Annotated in this window: 22 protein-coding genes and 1 pseudogene; 16 read left to right on the top strand and 7 right to left on the bottom strand. The window is 70.2% G+C overall.

The window, feature by feature from the left end:
- Window positions 1-246 (top strand): annotated as a pseudogene (locus ABT299_RS44455) (SRPBCC family protein); the annotation flags it as partial.
- A 99-nt stretch (window positions 247-345) separates the two neighbouring features.
- Here ABT299_RS44455 and ABT299_RS44450 read toward each other — a convergent pair.
- Complete coding sequence (locus ABT299_RS44450; protein ID WP_500254486.1) at window positions 346-984, bottom strand: fasciclin domain-containing protein; 639 nt, start codon at window positions 982-984, stop codon at window positions 346-348.
- A 53-nt stretch (window positions 985-1037) separates the two neighbouring features.
- Window positions 1038-2705 carry a molybdopterin-dependent oxidoreductase gene (locus tag ABT299_RS44445; protein ID WP_500254485.1) on the bottom strand — a complete coding sequence of 556 codons (1668 nt, stop codon included), beginning with the start codon at window positions 2703-2705 and terminating at the stop codon, window positions 1038-1040.
- A gap of 99 nt (window positions 2706-2804) precedes the next feature.
- Here ABT299_RS44445 and sigK point away from each other — a divergent pair, with 99 nt between their 5' ends.
- Window positions 2805-3386, top strand: coding sequence for an ECF RNA polymerase sigma factor SigK (gene sigK, locus ABT299_RS44440; RefSeq protein WP_500254484.1), 582 nt, complete (start codon window positions 2805-2807; stop codon window positions 3384-3386).
- A complete protein-coding gene (locus ABT299_RS44435; RefSeq protein ID WP_500254483.1) occupies window positions 3383-4093 on the top strand; it encodes an anti-sigma factor in 711 nt (236 codons plus the stop codon). The genes sigK and ABT299_RS44435 overlap by 4 nt, the downstream gene beginning before the upstream one ends.
- Before the next feature lie 185 nt (window positions 4094-4278).
- On the opposite strand, the gene ABT299_RS44430 is transcribed toward ABT299_RS44435, so the two are convergent.
- From ABT299_RS44430 to ABT299_RS44415, 4 genes are read right to left on the bottom strand one after another with little or no spacing between them, the layout of a single operon-like run.
- Window positions 4279-4752 (bottom strand): hypothetical protein, encoded by a 474-nt coding sequence (locus ABT299_RS44430; RefSeq protein ID WP_500254482.1) that lies wholly within the window; start codon window positions 4750-4752, stop codon window positions 4279-4281.
- Entirely contained in the window at window positions 4749-6926 is a 2178-nt protein-coding gene (locus tag ABT299_RS44425) for a site-specific integrase (protein ID WP_500254481.1), read from the bottom strand. The genes ABT299_RS44430 and ABT299_RS44425 overlap by 4 nt, the downstream gene beginning before the upstream one ends.
- The gene (locus ABT299_RS44420) at window positions 6923-8806 is read right to left on the bottom strand and encodes a hypothetical protein (protein WP_500254480.1); all 1884 of its coding nucleotides are present in this window, start codon (window positions 8804-8806) and stop codon (window positions 6923-6925) included. Before ABT299_RS44420 ends, ABT299_RS44425 begins: the two co-directional genes overlap by 4 nt.
- Window positions 8803-10251 (bottom strand): tyrosine-type recombinase/integrase, encoded by a 1449-nt coding sequence (locus tag ABT299_RS44415; RefSeq protein ID WP_500254479.1) that lies wholly within the window; start codon window positions 10249-10251, stop codon window positions 8803-8805. The genes ABT299_RS44420 and ABT299_RS44415 overlap by 4 nt, the downstream gene beginning before the upstream one ends.
- Before the next feature lie 284 nt (window positions 10252-10535).
- Here ABT299_RS44415 and ABT299_RS44410 point away from each other — a divergent pair, with 284 nt between their 5' ends.
- From ABT299_RS44410 to ABT299_RS44375, 8 genes are all read left to right on the top strand, one after another.
- Entirely contained in the window at window positions 10536-11423 is an 888-nt protein-coding gene (locus ABT299_RS44410) for a hypothetical protein (protein WP_500254478.1), read from the top strand.
- A 168-nt stretch (window positions 11424-11591) separates the two neighbouring features.
- Window positions 11592-12062 carry a hypothetical protein gene (locus ABT299_RS44405; protein WP_500254477.1) on the top strand — a complete coding sequence of 157 codons (471 nt, stop codon included), beginning with the start codon at window positions 11592-11594 and terminating at the stop codon, window positions 12060-12062.
- Window positions 12063-12123: 61 nt separating this feature from the next.
- Window positions 12124-12504 (top strand): hypothetical protein, encoded by a 381-nt coding sequence (locus ABT299_RS44400; RefSeq protein ID WP_500254476.1) that lies wholly within the window; start codon window positions 12124-12126, stop codon window positions 12502-12504.
- A gap of 60 nt (window positions 12505-12564) precedes the next feature.
- Window positions 12565-12963: a hypothetical protein gene (locus ABT299_RS44395; RefSeq protein ID WP_500254475.1), complete on the top strand. Its 399-nt coding sequence runs from the start codon at window positions 12565-12567 to the stop codon at window positions 12961-12963.
- Window positions 12960-13724, top strand: a complete 765-nt coding sequence (locus ABT299_RS44390) for a hypothetical protein (protein ID WP_500254474.1) — start codon at window positions 12960-12962, stop codon at window positions 13722-13724. The genes ABT299_RS44395 and ABT299_RS44390 overlap by 4 nt, the downstream gene beginning before the upstream one ends.
- Window positions 13725-13877: 153 nt before the next feature.
- Window positions 13878-14174 (top strand): hypothetical protein, encoded by a 297-nt coding sequence (locus ABT299_RS44385; RefSeq protein ID WP_500254473.1) that lies wholly within the window; start codon window positions 13878-13880, stop codon window positions 14172-14174.
- A 566-nt stretch (window positions 14175-14740) separates the two neighbouring features.
- Window positions 14741-15364: a GNAT family N-acetyltransferase gene (locus ABT299_RS44380; protein WP_500254472.1), complete on the top strand. Its 624-nt coding sequence runs from the start codon at window positions 14741-14743 to the stop codon at window positions 15362-15364.
- Window positions 15365-15470: 106 nt separating this feature from the next.
- Window positions 15471-15752: a hypothetical protein gene (locus tag ABT299_RS44375; RefSeq protein WP_500254471.1), complete on the top strand. Its 282-nt coding sequence runs from the start codon at window positions 15471-15473 to the stop codon at window positions 15750-15752.
- On the opposite strand, the gene ABT299_RS44370 is transcribed toward ABT299_RS44375, so the two are convergent.
- Complete coding sequence (locus ABT299_RS44370; protein ID WP_500254470.1) at window positions 15749-15976, bottom strand: hypothetical protein; 228 nt, start codon at window positions 15974-15976, stop codon at window positions 15749-15751. The two genes, ABT299_RS44375 and ABT299_RS44370, sit on opposite strands and share 4 nt — an antisense overlap.
- A 254-nt stretch (window positions 15977-16230) precedes the next feature.
- Between ABT299_RS44370 and ABT299_RS44365 the strand changes: the two genes are divergently transcribed.
- From ABT299_RS44365 to ABT299_RS44345, 5 genes are all read left to right on the top strand, one after another.
- The gene (locus ABT299_RS44365; RefSeq protein ID WP_500254469.1) at window positions 16231-16443 is read left to right on the top strand and encodes a hypothetical protein; all 213 of its coding nucleotides are present in this window, start codon (window positions 16231-16233) and stop codon (window positions 16441-16443) included.
- Window positions 16444-16882: 439 nt separating this feature from the next.
- The gene (locus ABT299_RS44360; protein WP_500254468.1) at window positions 16883-17770 is read left to right on the top strand and encodes a hypothetical protein; all 888 of its coding nucleotides are present in this window, start codon (window positions 16883-16885) and stop codon (window positions 17768-17770) included.
- On the top strand, window positions 17767-17997 hold the full coding sequence (locus ABT299_RS44355) for a hypothetical protein (protein WP_500254467.1): 231 nt from the start codon (window positions 17767-17769) through the stop codon (window positions 17995-17997). The genes ABT299_RS44360 and ABT299_RS44355 overlap by 4 nt, the downstream gene beginning before the upstream one ends.
- The gene (locus tag ABT299_RS44350) at window positions 17997-18221 is read left to right on the top strand and encodes a hypothetical protein (protein WP_500254466.1); all 225 of its coding nucleotides are present in this window, start codon (window positions 17997-17999) and stop codon (window positions 18219-18221) included. Before ABT299_RS44355 ends, ABT299_RS44350 begins: the two co-directional genes overlap by 1 nt.
- Window positions 18222-18475: 254 nt before the next feature.
- The gene (locus ABT299_RS44345; protein ID WP_500254465.1) at window positions 18476-18835 is read left to right on the top strand and encodes a hypothetical protein; all 360 of its coding nucleotides are present in this window, start codon (window positions 18476-18478) and stop codon (window positions 18833-18835) included.
- The last annotated feature ends 16 nt before the right edge of the window (window positions 18836-18851 follow it).

Here is an 18851-nt window from a genome sequence, read left to right as displayed (position 1 = left end):
CTGACCCACGCCGATGAGATCGAGGGCTGGCGCGGCGAGATCCGCGACAGCGAGGTCGTCAAGACCCACGAGGACGCGCTGAAGGAGGAGGAGGACGAGTCCTGCGAGGGCTCCGGAACCAAGAGCAGCGACTCCTCCCGCTCGTCCAACCCCTCGACTTCGGGGACGGGGAACGGCCGCAAGAACGGCTCGAAGGACAAGGCCAAGGACGAGGCCAAGAAGGAGCGTGAGGAGGCGTCCCGGTAGCCGCGGTCGTTGACACGCGCGATCAGTGGATTACCGCTCCTGCGGCCGGGTCCCCGCCCTGGCAAGCAGGAACCCGGCCGCTGCGAACGCTCCAGCCGCTTACTTCGGGGGCATCAGGACGCTGTCGATGATGTAGACGGTGGCGTTGGCGGTGTGGACGTTGCCGCAGACCACCTTGGCGTTGTCGCCGATGGTGAAGGACTCGCCGGAGCCGCTGGTCTTGAGCATCGCGCCGTTGAGCGTCTTGAAGTCGCCGCTGGACAGCCCGCTCGGCGTGATCGGCTGCCCGACGACGTGGTAGGTCAGGATGCCGGTGAGCGTCTTCTTGTCGCTCAGGACCTTGTCGAGCGTGGCCTTGGGGATCTTGTTGAACGCGTCGTTGGTGGGCGCGAACACGGTGATGTTCTTGGCCGAGTTGAGCGTGTCGACCAGCCCGGCCTTCTTCACCGCGGTGACCAGCGTCGACAGGACCGGGTTGTTGGACGCGGCGGTCGCGACGGGGTCGGTGGACATGCCGCTGAAGCTGCCCTTGCCGGACGCCGGGACGGCCGAGCAGGCGGGCCCGAACGGCTGGTCGCCGGACGGTGCGCTGCTCATGGTGGTCGCCGGGGCGGCCGAGCTCGCCGGGGCGGCGGCGGTGCCGCCGTCCTTGCCGTCGTCGTTGCTGGAGCAGGCCGCCGCTCCGGTCGCGAGAGCGGCTGCCGCCAGGACACTGGCGGCGATGCGGGTGCGATACATGGTGAACTCCTTGCGTCGAGATTTCCGATGTGCCGGTCTTGGGTGCGGGCTGGTCAGGTGACGGTGACCACCACCGAATGCCAGCCGGTCGCGCCGTCGGGGAACGGCGGTGTGCGGTGTTGGGGCTGGGTGCGGCCGGTGCCGTCGGTGGCGCGGCAGCGCAGCGTGTGGGAGCCGGGCGCGGCGTCCCACTCGGTGATCCACTGCCGCCAGGTGTCCAGGCCCGGGACGGGCGCGAGCCGCGCCTGGCGCCACGGGCCGTCGTCGACCTGCCATTCGACGGCGTCGACGCCGCGGTGCTGCGCCCAGGCGGTGCCGGCGACGGCGACCCGTCCCGCCTTCATGTTGGCGAGCGGCTTGGGCACGTCGATGCGGGAGAAGGTCTTGATGGGGGCGTGGTCGGCGTAGCCGCGTTTGGTCCAGTACGCGTGGTCGGTGGCGAACCGGGTGACCTTGAGGTCGACGACCCATTTGGTGGCCGAGACGTAGCCGTACAGGCCAGGCACGACGAGCCGGGCGGGGAAGCCGTGGACGATCGGCAGCGGTTCGCCGTTCATCCCGACCGCGATCAGCGCGTCCCGGCCGTCCAGGATCGTCTCGATCGGGGTGGACAGCGTCATGCCGTCGGACGAGCGGGACAGGATCTGGTCGGCGCCGGACCCGATCCCCGCCCTGCGCAGCAGCGGCGCCAGCGGCGCGCCCAGCCAGCGGGCGTTGCCCGCCAGGTCGCCGCCGACCTGGTTGGACACGCACGACAGCGTGATGTCGCGTTCGATCAGCGCCTCACGCAGCAGGTCCTCGAAGGACAGTTCGACCGGGTGGGCGACCATGCCGTGGATGCGCAGCGTCCAGTCGCGGGGGTCGACCTGCGGCAGGACGAGCGCGGTGTCGACGCGGTAGAAGTCCCGGTTGGGGGTGCGGAACGGCGTCATCCCCGGCAGCCGCACCTGCGAGCCCGGCGGCACCGGACGCGCCGGGCTCGCGGGCTGCGGCAGCCGCAGCTTCGCGCGGACGGAGGAGACGTCGCCGCGGTGCAGAAGCACCCGCCCGGACACCCCGCCGGCCGCTGCGACGCCGATCACCCCGGCGCCGGTCAGCAGCACGCGGCGGCGATCGATCCCGGTACCGGTGTCCTTGGGGCGGCTGTCCTTGGGGCGGTGTTGCGGCCCGTCGGAGTCCAGGACGTCGGTTGCGCCCCCATCGGCCGGGGTAGCGGTGCCCTGGGCGGCTTGGTGTGTCACGGCGGGCTCGGGAGGCGTGATGGGAGACGGGCGGACGCCGCGCGCCAGCAGGGTTAAGGCGGCCATGCCGGCGAGTGCGCCGAACGCGGCCGGCAGGGCGTCGACCGGCTCGGCGGCCGGCCTGGTCAGTGCGGCGACGACTCCGACGGTTCCGAAGGCGGCCAGACCGATGAGGCCGAAGACCAGCCGGCCCCTGCTCAGCACTCCGATGACCAGCGCCGCAGCCATGATCCCCGCGCCCAGGCCGATCAGCAGGACGGTCTTGTCGTTGCTGCCGAAATGGCGGATCGCGAAATCCTTGAGCCACACCGGGGTGAGGTCGATGAACCCCGCGCCGACCGCGAACAGCGGCGAGGACGACGCCCGGCCGAGCAGCCCGGCCGCCAGTTCGGCGACGCCCATCGCGGCCGCGGCGGCCAGCAACCCGCACAGCGCGGCGGTGATCCACCGCAGTGGCCCGGTCGCTCGTTTGCCTGTCACACCCGGTGTTCGGGGCCGGACGCCTGGTGGATGGGTCGGATCATCGACGAGTTCTGGACCCATCCTCCGGGCCGCCGGTACCGAACTACCGGTGTGGAGATGAACGAACCGGCCGAAGGGTCGCGCCTGGTAACGGAAGGCCCACTCGACCTGGCCGAGCTGCTCGGCCGGGTCGCGCGCGGCGATCAGGACGCGTTCGCCCAGGTCTATGAGCGGTTGTCGGGGCCGGTCTACGGGCTGGCGCTGCGGGTCGTCCGCGATCCCGCCCAAGCCGAGGAGATCGCCCAGGACGTCCTGGTCGAGCTGTGGCGCAAAGCGTCGCACTACCGCCCCGAACGCGGCGGCGCCACCTCATGGGCGCTGATGGTGGCGCACCGCCGCGCCGTCGACCGCGTCCGTTCCAGCCAGGCCGACCGCGACCGCGAGGAGCGCACCGCCACGGCCGGGCCCGACTACGACCAGGTCGCCGAAGAGGCCGGCACCCGCCTGGAGCACCAGCAGGTCCGCCGCTGCCTGCGGGGCCTCACCGAGACCCAGCGCGAATCGATCACTCTCGCCTACTACGGCGGCTACACCTACCGCGAAGTTGCCGAATTGCTCGGCGTCGGCCTCGCCGCCGTCAAGACCCGGATGCGCGACGGACTCATCCGACTGCGCGACTGCCTGGGAGTGCAGCCATGACCCACGACCAGCACGACCTCGCCGGCCCCTACGCCCTCGACGCCCTCACCGACACCGAACGGCGCCGCTTCGAGCGCCACCTGTCCAGCTGCACCGCCTGCGCCGAGGAGGCCGCCGGGCTCCGCGAGACCACGACCCGGCTGGCGCTCGCCGCCGCTCACCGTCCACCCGCCGAGCTGCGCGGACGCGTCATGGCCGAGATCGCCCGAACCCGCCAATCGCCGCCGCCGCTCACCCGCCGCCTCCCCTCGCCCCGCACCGGCGCTCTGCCCTGGCTCGCCGCCGCGGCCTGCCTGGTGCTGGCACTGCTCGGCGGCGGCGCCGCATGGCGCTTCCAGCGCTCCGCCGACCACGCACAGGCCCTGAACCGGCAGGTCAGCGCAGTGATGACGGCATCGGACGCGCACACCTCGACCACCCGCTCACCGGCCGGCGCCACCGTCACCGTCGTGTCGTCGCGCTCGCTCGGCAAGGCCGTCGTCACCGCGTCCCGGCTGCCGCACCTGCCGTCCGCCCGGACCTATCAGATGTGGTGGCTCGGCCCCACCGCGCCCCGCTCCGCCGGAACGCTGGACCTGTCCGGCAAGACGCGTCCAATCGTCACTGCGGGCCTCGGCGAAGCGCAACGCTTCGGTGTCACGGTCGAACCGGCAGGCGGCTCCCCCCAGCCCACCAGCGCACCGATCATCACTCTCGCCCTCAGTTGAGCGCACCACACCAGAACGCGCGCCGGAGTGATCTTCCCTGTTCCGCGGACACCCGACCCGGGTCGGTGTGATCAACTTGGGAAGGGAGTGTGCGACCACCTCACCCGCCCGGGACCCGCATCTGCCAGAGTGCGGCGGCTCCGTCCGTAAGCGCCCGTTGCGCCCGCCGGGTGGTCGCTGCGACGTCAGTCATCCGGCGACGTAGAAGGCGAGGTGTCGTGGCGGGGCTGGCGGAGGTTGATGACGGTGACGGCGCTGTGGCGGGCGGCGGACTCCGATCGTGCCTGGTCACATTGCCGTTGCGCTTCGGCGAGGTCGTCGCTGAGTTCGTGGATGATCGCGGCGTAGGTGGTCACCAGGTCGGTGAGGCGGCGTTTGTCGGCTCGTGCGGCAATCAGCTCAGCCTGCAGTCTGCTGATGCGGTCGCGGGCAGCCTGTAACGGCTCCGGGACCTGGCCCAGCACCTTGAACTCGGCCTGGTACTGCCGCATCAGATCCGGGTGTTTATGGGTCAGGACCCAGCGTTTGACACCGGCTTCGGCCGCCAGGCCGGAGATCGTCAGTTTGCCTGTCGAGCGCAGCGGGGTGCCGGCGATCAACCTGTCGGCGGCGGCCCGCAACTCGCGCTGCAGCGACTCCTGAGGCTCGGCGGCGGTCATGCGGGCGGCTTCTCTCTGGCAGCAGGGGCCTGCCCGTGCTCGGCGATGATCTGGTTGAGGTGGTCGAGCTGGCGGCGTTCGCGGTCGAGACGGATCGGCGGGCTGAGTTCGTCGTCGACCAGCAGGCGCAGGCGCTCAGCCTGGCGGTGGATGTGCCGCATGTCACGGTCGGTGCGGGCGAGGTTGCGGCAGCCGGGCCGGCAATCAGCAAGGTCGGGCATGCCGGATGCATCGGCGGTATCAGCCTCGCGCCGCCTGTCTTCCGGCAGCTGGCACAGGGCCGTGGACGGATCGAACACGCATGTCATCGCCTTGCCGGGATAGATCTGCAGTGCCGGGTTGGCCAGCACGGATCTGGCCTGGCGCCCGCTGCGGATCACCCGCCCGGCGAAGCGGCCGGTTCCGCCGGTCACGCGTGCGCGGTAGGCGTCGGCGGCGGGGCCGCTGACGTGCTCGCCGGCCTGGAGCCGGCGCTCGGCGTCCTCCAGGTCCTCCAGCCGGGTGAGCCATTGCTCCAAGGCCATCTCATCGGGGAACCCGGAGGCGTAGGTGCCGCTGTAGCCCAGGGTCATCTGGACGTGCAGGTGCGCATACTGCAGGGCGCAGGCGACCAGACCGCGCGGGCGGCGGCAGATGAACCACGCCAGCGTCCGGCGGAACCGCGAGGGCGTGATGGCTCCGCCGGAATCGGCGGGGATGGTGTCGCGGCGGCCGCGGGCGCGGCAGTAGGCGTTCACCCAGTCGATGAACTCGGTGATGGTCTCGCCGATCTCGGCGGTGCTTTTGGCCCGATCCCGGCCCGAGGGCTTCTTGCCCAGCACCACGGCCGAGAACAGCAGGTCGCTGGCGTGCATCTGTTCCAGCGCACCGACCGCGCGGGCGACGGGCTCGGCCACCACCCACGGGTGCTCGCGGATCTGCCCTTCGGGCATCTTGGCTCCATGGCTGTCTCGGGCGCCCTTCCATTTGCGGCCGTGCATCAACCACAGCCTGCTGGCCGGGTCGTAGTCGATGCAGCCGCGGCGCAGGCTGAGCACCTCCCCCACCCGGGCGCCCGACAGGTAGCAGATCACCACCGCGCACGCCCCGACCAGGACCCGCGTCAACTCCTCCACCTGGTGATAGTCGATCGCCTCCAGCCACGGCCCTCCATCCAGCAGCCCCGACACCCGGTGGTCAAGGTGGGCGCCGTCGACGACCGGCAGGCCGGACTGGGCGAACAGCACCCGGTGCGGGGAGATCTGCACCCCTTGGGGTGCGGTGTCCATCAACCGCGCCAGCTGCGGCCAGTCCAGTTCGATCTCCCCGCGGGGGTTGACGCGGCCCGGCAGCGGACGGCCGCCGGCGCGCAGCCGCTCGATCAGGGCGGTGATGTCGCGGTACAGGCCGCCGTGCGGTCCCTTGCCGCTGCGATGCGGGTATCGGGTGCGGCGGTCGGCGCCGCGCTGCCCGTGGAACGGCCGTACCTCCTGCAGCGCGGCGATGATGTCGCCGGAGAAGTCCTCGGCGAACCGCAGCGCCCACGCCAGCAGCGGCTCCATCGTCTCCGCGGCGATCCGCGGCGTCCGGTTCTCGATCCGCCGCCCGCGCGGCGAACGGCCCAGCAGCGCGCGGCTGTCGTGCCCGCCCCACGGCACCGGCTCGGGCAGCCGCACCGGCGGCGGCAGCAGTTCGCGGAACACCCACATGCGGCGCACCACGTTCACGATGTCGACACGGTCGCTGTGGGAGTAGGCCGACTCCAGCAGATCGGCGACAAAGCCGTCATAGTGCGCGCTGGTGACATCGGCGAGCCGTTCCACCTCTCGGGCTTCAAGCCAGCTGAGGAAGGTTCGGACCCGGCGGGCCACCACCATGTGGCTGTACACCGCCAACCGGGTCATCCGTGCGTGCTTGAGGACCGGTGGGGTGCCGGTGTTCAGCTCCGCCCACAGATAATGCTTGGCCGCCGGCACGAACGGGCGCGGCACCCGGCCGAACCCGATCGTCATCGTGGTGTAGTGGTCTTCGAAGATGGCCGGGGACAGGTTCCAGCGCGCATCCCCGAACACCGACAGCCCGGCAGGGTCGGCGTCGGGTCTCAGCCTGCGGTTGACCAGCACCGGCGTGGCCGGCCCCGGATAAGGACCGGCGGACGGATCGCTGTGCCCCGCAGGGGCCGATGAGGTGTTCACACGTGATCCAGTTCTCCGGTCAGCAGCCGTTCCACCAGCCTGCGTTCGTGGTCGGTGACGGCCGATCTCGCCTGCTGAACCGCGGCCGCCGGTGCCTGGCTGAGCAGGTCGGACAGCTGGGCGTGCGGCCGGCCGAACCGCCGCGCCCATCCCAGCGGTGCCATCTGCGCCCGTCGTTGCTCCAACGCATCCAACGCGGCTGCTTGGACCGGCAGATGCCGCGGCAGCGCTCGCGCGCACGGGCACCCCAGACATTTCAAGAACGACGCGGTACATGACGCGCCGGCAGCATCGAAGGGACTCGATGCGGGGTCGGTGCAGCCGGCGAGCACCGTGTCGGCCTCGCCACTGATCAGCCGCTGCAGCACCGCCGCGCTGACCCCATGCCGGCGGGCCTCACCCCGCGGGTCGCGCAAGGCCCGCGCGATGTCCTGCTCCGACAGGGAGGTCAGCGCGGCCATAGCCCGCGCCTTGCGGGTCTGCTCGGCCAGCACGTCGGCGACCACCCGCTGGTAGTCGCCGAACGCGGTGCTGTCACGGGCCAGGTACTGGTCGGCCAAGGTGGCGTCGGTGTGCGCGACCGGCCGCTGCTCGCGCTGCAGATGCGTCTTGCGCATCCGCGCGAAGGTCACCTCCAGCGGCTGCGGCTCTCCCGCTGCGGAGCGGTCCACCAGACCGGCGGCGGTGGCCCACTGGCCGTCGTCGAAGATCGAGGTCCGCAGCCCCACCCGGAACCCCTGGCCGGGGCGGCCCGTCACCGACCACGACACCATCAACCGGTCCGCCCCGGTGATCCGCCGCGCCGCCGCCGTCAACTCCAACAGCAGCATGTACACCCCGAACGGTGTGTGCAGCTGGTCGCGCCCCGACAACACCACCTCCCGTGACGGGGCCAGCGCCCACGCGGGCAGATCACTCAACGCGACCGTCATGAACCGCCGCGTGCCGCGGCGGGCCTTCACCAACTCCACCACCGCGGTCGCCACCCCACCGGCGAACCCGTCGGGCCGGTGATGAGCAGCCGGCGCCTGACAGATCGAGCTGCCGTTATGGCCGGTCATCCGAACCAACAGCAAAGCACCGGCGGCGAGCTCGAACCCACGCGGGTGCAAGGCGTGCATGAGATCCTCACGGTTGCCGTGCCGCCCCACCCAAGGGGCCAGATACGACGAGGACCTGCTGCGCCGGGGCAGCTCACCCGTCCGATCCACCAGATCCAACACCCGGCAGTACTCCTCCTGGCGCTCATCGGCAACGACGCTGGTGTCGCCGTTGCGCCACCGCTCCAGCAACTCGCGGTTGCCGCCGATCCGCTCCGCCGCCCCACGCAGCATCACCCGAGCCGCCTGCACAATCCGCCGCTCCTCCTCCTCGGGGTAGCTGCCCCGCTGGCAACCCAGCCGGCGAGGGAGTGTCGTCGGTGCGGCCAGCGCGTTGACCAACCGCGGACTCAACCCCTCCACCCGGCGCAGTACCGCCTTGAGAAGACCGACCTCAAAGGGCAGCGCCGTCTTGGTCTTACGCTTAAGCACGTACCGGTCCAGCAGCACCGGCTGCAGATCAACCGGTGTCAGCGGCACCGGATCGCACGCGGCGACCACCTCGGCGAATCCCCGCAACACGCGAAAGACGTTGCCAGCGCTGTGCCCCGAGCCCACCGTCCCCGACGGCCCGACATGGGCGCCGAACGCCCTGGCCAACGCCACCCGCAAAGCCCGGCTCACCGGCAAGACCGCGAAGTCGAAATCACAGGTCGCACCACCGCCCTCAGGAAAGAACCGCACCCGGCACTCGTCCCCGTCGGCGAACACCCGCTGCGGCGGTTCCCAACCCGGCTGCGGCAACCCGGCCGGGCGCCCGGCCGCTCCTCGACCGGTCACCACTCCCAGGCTCCGTCTCCTGCGCGTGCTGCCAACTCCGGCTCAGCGAAGGGATCGCCCAGCACCCGCGGCTCGCCCGCGAACAGATCACCAAGCAGCGTCGACGCCGCAACCCCCTCGGCATGCGACAGCAGCAACTCCACCTCCAGCGACCGGAACGGCTCGAGATACACCGCCATCGTCGTCTGCGGATTCCGGTGCCCCAGCAAGGTCTGCACCAAGCTCCATGTGCTGCCGAACTCAGCGCGGAAATCCTTGGTCTCCTCGCCCGACAGGTGCGCCACCCGCCGCCCGTAGATCATGCGGCCCACCGCGAACCAGCGCAGCGCGAACGAATGCCGCAGCATGTGCGGCGCGCCGGCGAAACCCGCCAACCCCATCCGCGCCAGCCGCCGGTTGGCGGTCGCAAAAGTGTGATGCCACCCGTGCGGCGCCCGCGGCGTCCCATCCTCATTCAGCCACACCGCAACCGGCTCCAGCCCCTCCTCGCCCTCCCGGAACAGCCGACGACGTTCCCAAGGCGCGAGCACATCCAGCGACACCGTCTCCACAGCACCACAGGAGCTGCGCACCTCCATCCGCCGCCGCCCCAGTACCCGCACCATCACCAGCACGTCGTCCAACCGCTCATAACGCCCCGCGACACGAGCCCGCCCCACGGCCCTCGCCCGCTCCCCCTCGATGTAGCTGAGCGTCTCGGTCAGCACCGACCGGGGCATCCAATACCTGCGGCCGTATCCGCCCTTGGCGACCCCATCGGCTAACCGGCACGTCCGGTACTGGCGGTCCGGATCATCATCCGGCAACTCAACGTCCAGCACCGACGCCCACTCGGTCAACCGCAGACCCGTCCCGTACAACCCCTCGGCGAACGCCGCGTCACGCTGCGGATTACGCCCCCGCCACGACGGATCATCGACCCCATCGGCGGTCAAGCCCAGCAACCCCAGATCCCGATAGCGCGCATACCCCTGCGGATCGAACCACTTCACGTCGCTGTCACGAACCGCCGCCGGCGCCGCCGCCACCTTCTCCACCTTTCCAGCACCGGGCACGTACAGGGTGCGCATGAGCACCGGCGACACCACACCATGCGTCCGCTGCGCCCACCCGTAGAACTGCTTCAACACGGTCAGATCGGTGTGGACCGTACCCGCGCGCACGCGCCGGTCGTTACCCGGATCCTGCAATCGCCACGACTTGAAATTTTCGACCCGCGACGGCGTGGCCTCATCCCAAGCCGTATCGACACATTCCAAGAAATTCAGCCACACCCGCAAGCACGTGGCGTACTTCCTCCACGTCGACCTGGCCAACGACCGCATCTCCAGCGAGGCAAACCACCCGTTGACCCGGCGATCGGGACGGCCTGACGGCGACAGCAGGAATGGTTGGCCCTCCCGCCGTCGTCGAGCGACCCGTTGCAACGCGGCCTCCGCTCGCATGACGACCGGATCGCTCAGGACGGAGACGGGACGCCCTGCTCGGCAGTAGTACAACTCCCATGGCACCCGGCGACCCTGCCACCTGGTGCAACACGAGGCTTCGCAACACGCCGACCTGCTAGAGAAGCGGCGAGTGGCCTATCCACCGGACCCTCGCTGAGCGTTTCGTGCTTCCAAGGTTGGCACGGCACGGGATTCGGTTCGTGCAGGTCGCCCGCTCCGGCCCTCGCAAGGCCGACGGCATCAGCATCCTCAGCGACTCCCGCGCCCCTACAGAGTTGCACATGGACGGCGACTACCGCCTGTTCGACGAGATGGTCACCGCAGGCACCATCCCTCAGCTCGGCGGCGCCCGTAAGTGCTCGCAGAAGGCTAAGGGCGTCCCTGCCGACGAAGCGATCGCGCTGGTCACCGGCGGTGGCCCTTATCGACAGATCATGGGGTACGAGGTCGGCGAGTCGTCCAGGTGTGCCAAGGACACAGGCGCCAACACCCCGAACCGGATCGGCGTGTACCCCCTGGTGACCTGGGGGTGGACGCGAGAGATGTGCGAGATCTTCATCCACTCGCGGACGGGGGTCTGGTGGCCGAAGTCGGCGTGCACGTTCTGTGTCTACAGCCTGGCGAACCGCGCCGGGAGGGATCGGGTGTTGGCCGGGTTCACTGCCGAGCCGGCGTTGGCGTGGGAGTCGCTGCTGATGGAGACGGTGGCACAGGGGCTCAATCCGTCACAGACGCTGATGGCGAGTGAGGCCCTGTACGACCTCATGGAACGCACTCCGGGGCAAGAAGAGGCGCTGAGGATGTTCGACGCCCGTGTGGAGGCCGGGCGATGGGCGCTGGTCGAGGTTCAACGAGCGGTCACCGGCCCCGGCCGCGCCACGCGGAAGCTAACCGTCCATGGTGAAGGCTCCCGCGATGAGTGCTCGCGACTGCTGATCGAGGCGGCGCGCCGCATCGGGGAACGGGTGGAGCGGGCGGGACGCCACTCGCGGCTCTGGCTGGAGCGCCGGACGGCGGGTGTGTTCCCGACCGCAGAGCACTTCCTTGTGGTGGTTCCCGCGACGGTGAAGTCGAAGACGGGACCAGGGTTCGAGCGGGCGTGGCTGCGCGCCACGACGGCCACGGCGCTGCCTAGTGACTTGCAGGGGGTCTTGGAGCTGGCCGGCTGACGCGTCGCGCGCGGGCCTGCCAGCCCCTCACAACCCCAACAGATTCAATCCAAGTTACACTTGACATGTTTATTAGATTGCCATAGATTCGGTTCTGCAAGGCAAGCACCCCCAGAAAGGCCATCCCTCCCCATGAACCTGTGCCTGGAGTGCAACACGGACTGCCCGGTGGGCATCCTGCACCCGCGCTGCGAAGCCGGCTACCTGGCTCGCCTGCGCAAGGAGACGGCCATATCCGGCGACATGGACGGTGAGGCCGCGGCGACCATCGTCCGCCGCGTCTCCACTCCGGACCTCAAGCCGGGTGACCTGGTCATCCACTACGGCATGCACATCCGCATTCCGGAGCACCCCTGCATCTGGCAGCACCAGGGCAGCACCGTCTACGGATGGCTCGGCGAGATCGAGAACCTCGAGGAGGTCCTTACGGCCGATTGCGTCCCCATCTCCTTCCTGCGCCGCACGCAGTGGGTGGACGGCGAGGGCTGGGTCTCCGCCATCGAGAACACGTGGTCCATCCAGGGCACCGAGCTGGCTTCCTGGTACGTCGAGGAGCACGCCGGCGGGACCGAGTCCTCCGAGCCGACGGCCCAGCCTGCCACCGAGCCGCCCGTGGATGCCGAGCCCATCACAGCCTGACCCTCACTGCCGGGGGCCAGGACTGGCCCCCGGCATCACGAAAGGCTTACCAATGTCCTGCGTGAACTCCGGCATCGTCGCCTACGGGTACGACCTCGGCGGCGCGACCACGGGATGGAAGGTCAGGGAAGTCGACGCCGTCGGCCTGACCGTCGCCTGGGCCGAGGACGCCGACGCCAGCGACAGCTTGGAGGACCTCATGCCCTCCGCGCGCCACCTCGGGGTCGAGCTACAGCCCTACGGCGACGACGAGGAGCAGCAGTACCTCCTGGTCACTCGGGTCTTCATCATCCACCAGACCGAGGTGCTCGACTTGACCGCCCTCACCGAGCCCCACGACTACCCGGCGTGGGACGAGGCGCTGCGTCAGGCCCTCGAACTGGTCGAGCTCACCCCCGTCCAGCGCCGGCCTGCCTGGCTGGGCTGCTCGGCCTTCGGGTGATCGTGCGGCCGGGTCCGCTCCAGGCGGCCCCGGCCCTCCCTCTCCGGAAAGAAGTGACTCATGTCTGATCTGAACTCTGCGATCATCGCCTACGGCTATGACCTCGGCGGTGCGGTTACACGGTGGAAGGTGCACGAGGTCGACGCCAGTGGAGTACTAACGGTGCCGTGGGCACAGGACCCCGACCCGGATGACTACCTAGAAGACCGGATGCCTCTGGACGGGACAGCCGGGGTCAGTGTGCTCCGGTATGGCGACGACGAGGACCCTCAGTCCATTCTGGCGGCCCAGTGGGTCCGGATCGGTCCCGCGGAGGTCTTTGACCTGGCCCTCCTCCCCAAGCCGCACCACTATGCGGTCTGGGACAGGCGTTTGGACAAGGCCCTGAAGCTCGCCGGCCTGACCCCGCTCCAGCGGCACCCGGCCTGGCTCGCCTGCTCGATCAACCGGTCCTCATGAGCGAAAACGCAACTGCTGCCCAGGAGGCTCCCCGCGGGTATCGTCCCGCCCCCCTCGACCGCACCCACGAGCACAACGCCCTGGCGGAAGTCGCCGTCGCCTTCGCGGCCGGTCACATGACCCACCGGGTGAAGGCTCCACGCGGCACGCTGGCGTGCCGGCGGACTGCACGGGGAGCCCGGTGTGCCCTTCTGAATCCCGCCGGTCAGCGGGTCGCGGTCGGCGGCATGAGGGGCGAACTGACCGACGTCTCAAGGACCATCGCCGAAGCCCTTGCCTGCGCTCCGGCTGACGCACCGGACAGCTCCCGTCCGGACATCGCCCCCTGGTCAGTCGGCCATGTGATGAAGATGCGCCGCAACGGCAGGTGCCCGCAGCCGCGCATGGACGGCTCCATCCGGATGGGCGTGCCCGGCGCAAACGCCACCGTTCAGCACGCCGCCGTGTCGGCCGCTGCGGACGGCGGCTCGTTCGTCAGGCTGGCCCTTGAGGGGCCTTGGGACACGCGCCGGGCGGCGCGAGTCGCTGATGCGATGCTGCGGGACCTGGCGCCGGAGGCTCGACACCTGACCTACACCACCGAGCCGCGGGGTTGGCATCGAGGCGGCATCTTCGTAAGCAAGCGGGGCGGTGGCCAGTACGACGGGGCCTCGACAGCGTTCTGCTCCTGCGGCTGGAGCTATTTCGCCGGCGACAGAGCCGATGCCCGCTGGACGGCGAAGTGGCATCGCGACCATCCGAACGCCTGCCGGGTCGAGTAGGCGTCCCTGCTCGTGGGGCCGGCTCGGGCACTTCCCCCCCCAGACAATCCCAAATCTCCCTTGACATGATTATTGGATTGCCATAGTGTGGATGTTGTGACCGGGACAGCAGGTCACCCCCTCCCCTTCCCCACGCGAGTTGCGAGGTTCACCATGTCTGAGCTGGCCATCGGCGAGATCGGCGTCTACCGCGGCTCTCTGGACTACTACCACGGCATCTTGTTCACGGTCGCGTCCAGCTACGGCGACCGCTGCGACCTCGCGTACGAGGACGAGCCCGGCGAGGTCGTGCTCCGCAACGCTCACTCTTCCTCCCTGCGGATCATCGACAAGGCCGACTTCCTGGTGAGCATCTGCAAGGTCTGCGGCGATGGCCCGATGTGGCACATCCGCGACGAGCCCAAGGAGTGCCCGACGTACCAGCGGTCGGGCGTCCGCACCCTCCTCTGATCCATCCAGCGGCCCGGTCCGGTGAGCCCCCGGACCGGGCCGCCCAAGGAGTCGACAGTGCCTCCCCGTCCTCCCATAGCCGCTCCCGCAACAGTTGAGGTGACACCGGCCAGCCTCCAGATCGTCGTGTGCAACCTCCCTCCGGGGATGGCACTCAAGGTCCATCACCCTGCCCCCATCGGCATGACTCGCTACTACGAGGCTGCGCAGCCCGCTGACCGGCTCATCGCTGCTGTCCCTGCGGACCCGGCGGCGGTCGGGTGGGGAACCCGGTACCAGCGATACGCCCGGCTCGGCGCGGTGCGCAACGGGCGGCACCACGATGACCGGCCCGTGTGGAATGCGGCTGTCCGGCTTCTCGGGCCCGGCGGCGTCGCCGTGGTGGAGCTGGAGCAGCGGTCCCGGTACGGGCGAGCAGAGTGGCGCGCCGCCCGTGTCCTGCGGCTGGACATGGGAATCACAGTTGCCACAAGCTGGCTGGCCTGCGGCGTTCTCACGACAGATACCGCTTCTTGACGAGGGCCAGGCCGCAAGCGAGGATCGGCACACCCCGGAGGAGGCCGCGCATGACGTCCCAGTCCCAGCCGACCCCGCTCGTCCGCGCTGCCCAAGACACCGACGCTGGCGCAATCGCGGCGGTGCTCGCCCGAGCGTTCGACGACGACCCAGTATGGAGCTGGATCCTGCCGGATGAGGGGTCCCGCGTCCGCCGGCTGACCGGCGTGTTCAGCATCCTGCTGCGCGGCGTGCACCTGCGGCACGAGGGCACCGAGGCCGCCGGGCGTCAAGGACAGGTGGAGGCGGCCGCGCTATGGGATCCGCCTGGACGTTGGCGCGTCCCTCTGCGCGCGCAGGCTTCCCACGCATTGCCGCTGATCCGTTCTCTCGGCATACGGTTGCCGGCCGCGCTACGCGCCCTCGGCGAAATCGAGAAGCACCACCCGCCGGAACCGCACTGGTACCTGGCGGTCCTCGGCACCGACCCGCCCGCGCAGGGCAACGGGCTCGGCGGGGCACTGCTGCGCTCGCGCCTCGAGCGGTGCGACGCCGCGGGGATCCCCGCCTACTTGGAATCGTCCAACCCCGCCAACATCCCGTTCTACACAGGTTTCGGCTTCAAGGTGACCAGGGACTTGACGATGCCGGGTTCCTGTCCGCCGGTTCAGCTCATGTGGCGGGATCCGCGATAGCTCGCCCGAGGGGTTCCACGCGCCCCCTTGTCGGGGCCGGCGACTCTGGCGGCCGCCCGTGCGAGCATGTGCCGAACACCCTAAACAGCGCAGGAGCCGCACGACCATGGGAAGCCAGATCATCCGTCAGCCGGACGGCAGGTTCGCGGTGTTCTGCAGGAACACCAACACCATCACGGTGTATGACGCGAGCGAGAACGAGGTCGTCGAGTACTTCGCTGAGGCCGCCGCCGAGGCTGCGCGCGAGGACGTACGACGCAAGCTCAAGCACATCGCGGCCGGCGAACCAGGCCGCGCCTACTTCCAGCACACCCTGACCTGGGACGAAGCGCTTGCCAGCGACCGCGAGCACGGCGGCGAGGTGGCGGAGCGCTTCAGCGGGGACTAGGCCTGCTCAGGATCGTCCACGCGCGGGGGCCGCGGCGGCAGCTCATCGGTCTCGTGCGCGCAGTACCGCAGCCAGGCTTCGTAGTGGCTGTTCATGTTCCAGCCAGGGCCGAGTCGCTGCACGCCCCGGGCCACCCGCTCGAATAGCTGCCGGTCGGGTCGCAGCGAAGGCCGCCACTTCTTGAGGTGGCGGTCTGCCCTGTTCCGCCGGTGCTTTTCTGCCATGTCACCGGGGATCGTCTCATGGTCGATTGCGGGCCGTAAACGACCGGCGTACCCTGCTAATAGTGGTGGGCCGTCCACCACTCTGGCAGCCGGAGCTTCGAGCCCCGGAAAACGACGAGGCCCTCACCGCATCAGGCCTAGGAAACCTGCGGTGAGGGCCTCGACCGGCACCCGCAAGCGGAGGCCGGCCAGGCCAAGCCTTCCGACGAAAGGCGTGACCCATGGGTGAGAGTACCCGCCGCTTTGGGGCCCGCGTGCCTTCAGCGCAGCCCGCCCCCGACCCGACTCCGCTCCGCCCCCGGCAGGAGTCGGGATTCCTGGTGCTGATATTCGGAGCGATGGCCGTCGTCGCCGTCGCCGGAATCGCCACCTACGGCTCTCCTTACGTGATCGCCGCGGCTCTGGCCGCCTCCGTGTCCTGCGCGGAGACGTGGTCGATGCTCAGCAGGCGCAGCCCGACTCTCTGACGCCCCGCCTTCCCTCCTCTCGGCCGCGCACATGGGCCGCCTCCTCACATGCCCGGAGGTCGGCCGACTGCGGTCCGCTCACCCCCGGCCAATGACCCGACAGGGATTCCCCATGACGACCTCGGCAGCCGCCGACCTGCCCGCCTCAGCTTGGCCCGCCCCGGCCCGACCCGACCCGACCGAAGCAGTCCAGGGGCCTCACCCCGACGCGATTTCACCGTCCCCACTCGACTCTCCCGCGGAGCCGGCCCCGGCCCGCCCCGCCCCGCCCGGTGCCCGACCCGCCCCGGACGCGGAACGGGGCGCGTTCCGGCGGGCACTCCGCCGCACCCGACCCGTCCCGTACAGTCCCCGCCCCGACCAGGAAGCGGAATGGGGGAAGCCGGGGCGGCCACGCTCACGCCAGCCCCGGCCCGACCCGGCCGACCGACGGGACTGGGTGGTCGACCTGGGGATCGCAGTCGGCGGCGTGGCCGCGATCGTTGCGTCGTTCACCACGCTGCGACACCTGGGCACCTACACCGGCTGGGGCCGGCTCGACTGGCTCCTTCCGACCACGCTGGACACTTTCGTGATCACCACGACGCGCGTATGGCAGTCCCAGCGGACCAAGTCGGCGAAGGTCCGCCGGTTCGCAGCCGGCAACGCGATCGGCGCGATCGCGCTTTCGCTCGCAGGCAACGCCGTCTACCACGCGATCCACGCGGGGGCCTGGGTGCCTGGCCGGTACCTTTGGCTGCTGGTCGTGCTGGTTTCCAGCATCCCCCCGATCGCGATCGGGCTGATCTCGCACCTGGCCGTGTTGCGCGGTCGAGACGGCGAGTTCGCTGCGGCAGAAGCGGCGAAGAATGCGCCCAGCCCCGCCCCGACTCCGTCTCACCTCGACCTCGGCGCAACGCCCCGCCCGCCTTCGACAGAGCCCGCCCCGACCGCATCCTCTGAACCCGACCCGACGCTCCCCGACCCGACCACGTCCGACCCGAACGAGGGTCGCCCCGCCCATTCCCGACCCGACTCGGGCAAGCCCGACTCGCCGGACACCGGCTCGCCCGACCCCGACCCCGACTCGTCCGAGACCGACTCGTCCAAGACCGACTCGAAGGACGGCGGGAAGAGGCGCCCCGCTCCTGCACCGACCGGGATGGGTGAGGACGACCCGCTCCTCTCCAAGGCCATCGCCTACGCTGCCGACCACTTCAGTCGGACGGGCCGCAAGATCGGGGCCGAGCCGCTCGCCACGCACTTCGGGATCGGGACCAAGCGATCTCGGCTACTCCGTGACGCGGTGCACGGCATCCGTGAGGTCGAGCCGGGGACGGACTCGTGACGGCCCGGCGGTTGCTGCTGACCCTCAAACGTCGCGGTGAGCAAGTCGGGGCTCCGGTGACGGTCGAGGCCGACCCAGACGATTCCGACTGGATTCGTGACCATCTGGTCACATTCGTGGAGCGCGAAGGGTTCGATGCCGCCCGAATCGGCGAGTTCACCCTGATGATCGAGGACGCCCCCCGGGGCCTGCCGATCGTCTACGCCACGACCGGGAGGACCCGCTGATGGGCCGCCTTCGCAGAAGAGACCTGGTCCCCTACCGCCGCGACGACATGTACATGGCCCGGATCAGAGAGGCCACGACGTGGCGAAGCCGGCTCAGTCACGCCGTCGACTACCTCAAGGCTGCGCTCGACGCTCACCCCGACCAGGCAGACAAGGCCGCCGAAGAGGCCGCGTACACCCTCGCCGACCTCGCACGAACCATCAGCTTCGGAAACCGCGAATGACCACCCACAGTGACGCCTGGCAGCGCAGGCACGAAGAGCAAGAGCAAGAGGCAATGCCGTTCGTCCCCATCCTCGGGGAGCCCAACGCGCAGGCGCGACGCGCGTGCGTGCGCGCGCGAGAGGACGCTACCACGACCGCCACCACTCAGCGTGACGGTGTACTGGGCGCGCCCACACCCCGCTGGGTGTCCTGCGCTGCCCGGACACTCGGCAAGCAGCCGCCGATAGCGTCCCCGCCGCCGACTGTGCAGGCCATGTCCGACCGCGTTGACGAACGCGTCGACGCGCACGAGGCGCCACTGCCGCGGCTGGCGGTCTGGCTCGGCTGGTATCTGGCATGCGCTATCTGCTGCGCCGCGCTCGCGCCCGCCTACCTGGCGCACCTGCCGTACGGAGGCGGGCCCCTCGGCTCGCTCGGCGAGCTCGCCGCCCGCGTCCACCAGGCGGCCCGGCGACAGCCGACCGGGGCCGCGGCTGCCGCCTACTACGCCGCCGGCGCTGTCTGCGTCGTCGTCTGCGCCGCCGCCTACGCCGTGGTGTACGCGGTCCAGTACCCCGCCCTCCTGGTGCTGCTGGCGTTCTGCGGCAGCGTCGCCTGGCTCACCACCCTCTGACCTCGAAGGAACAGAT

The sequence above is a fragment of the Spirillospora sp. NPDC000708 genome, from assembly GCF_040299565.1.
In the GTDB taxonomy this organism is placed as follows: domain Bacteria; phylum Actinomycetota; class Actinomycetes; order Streptosporangiales; family Streptosporangiaceae; genus Spirillospora.
The sequence above is the reverse complement of the archived record's forward strand: the minus strand, read 5'-3'. Positions and strand labels throughout refer to the sequence as shown.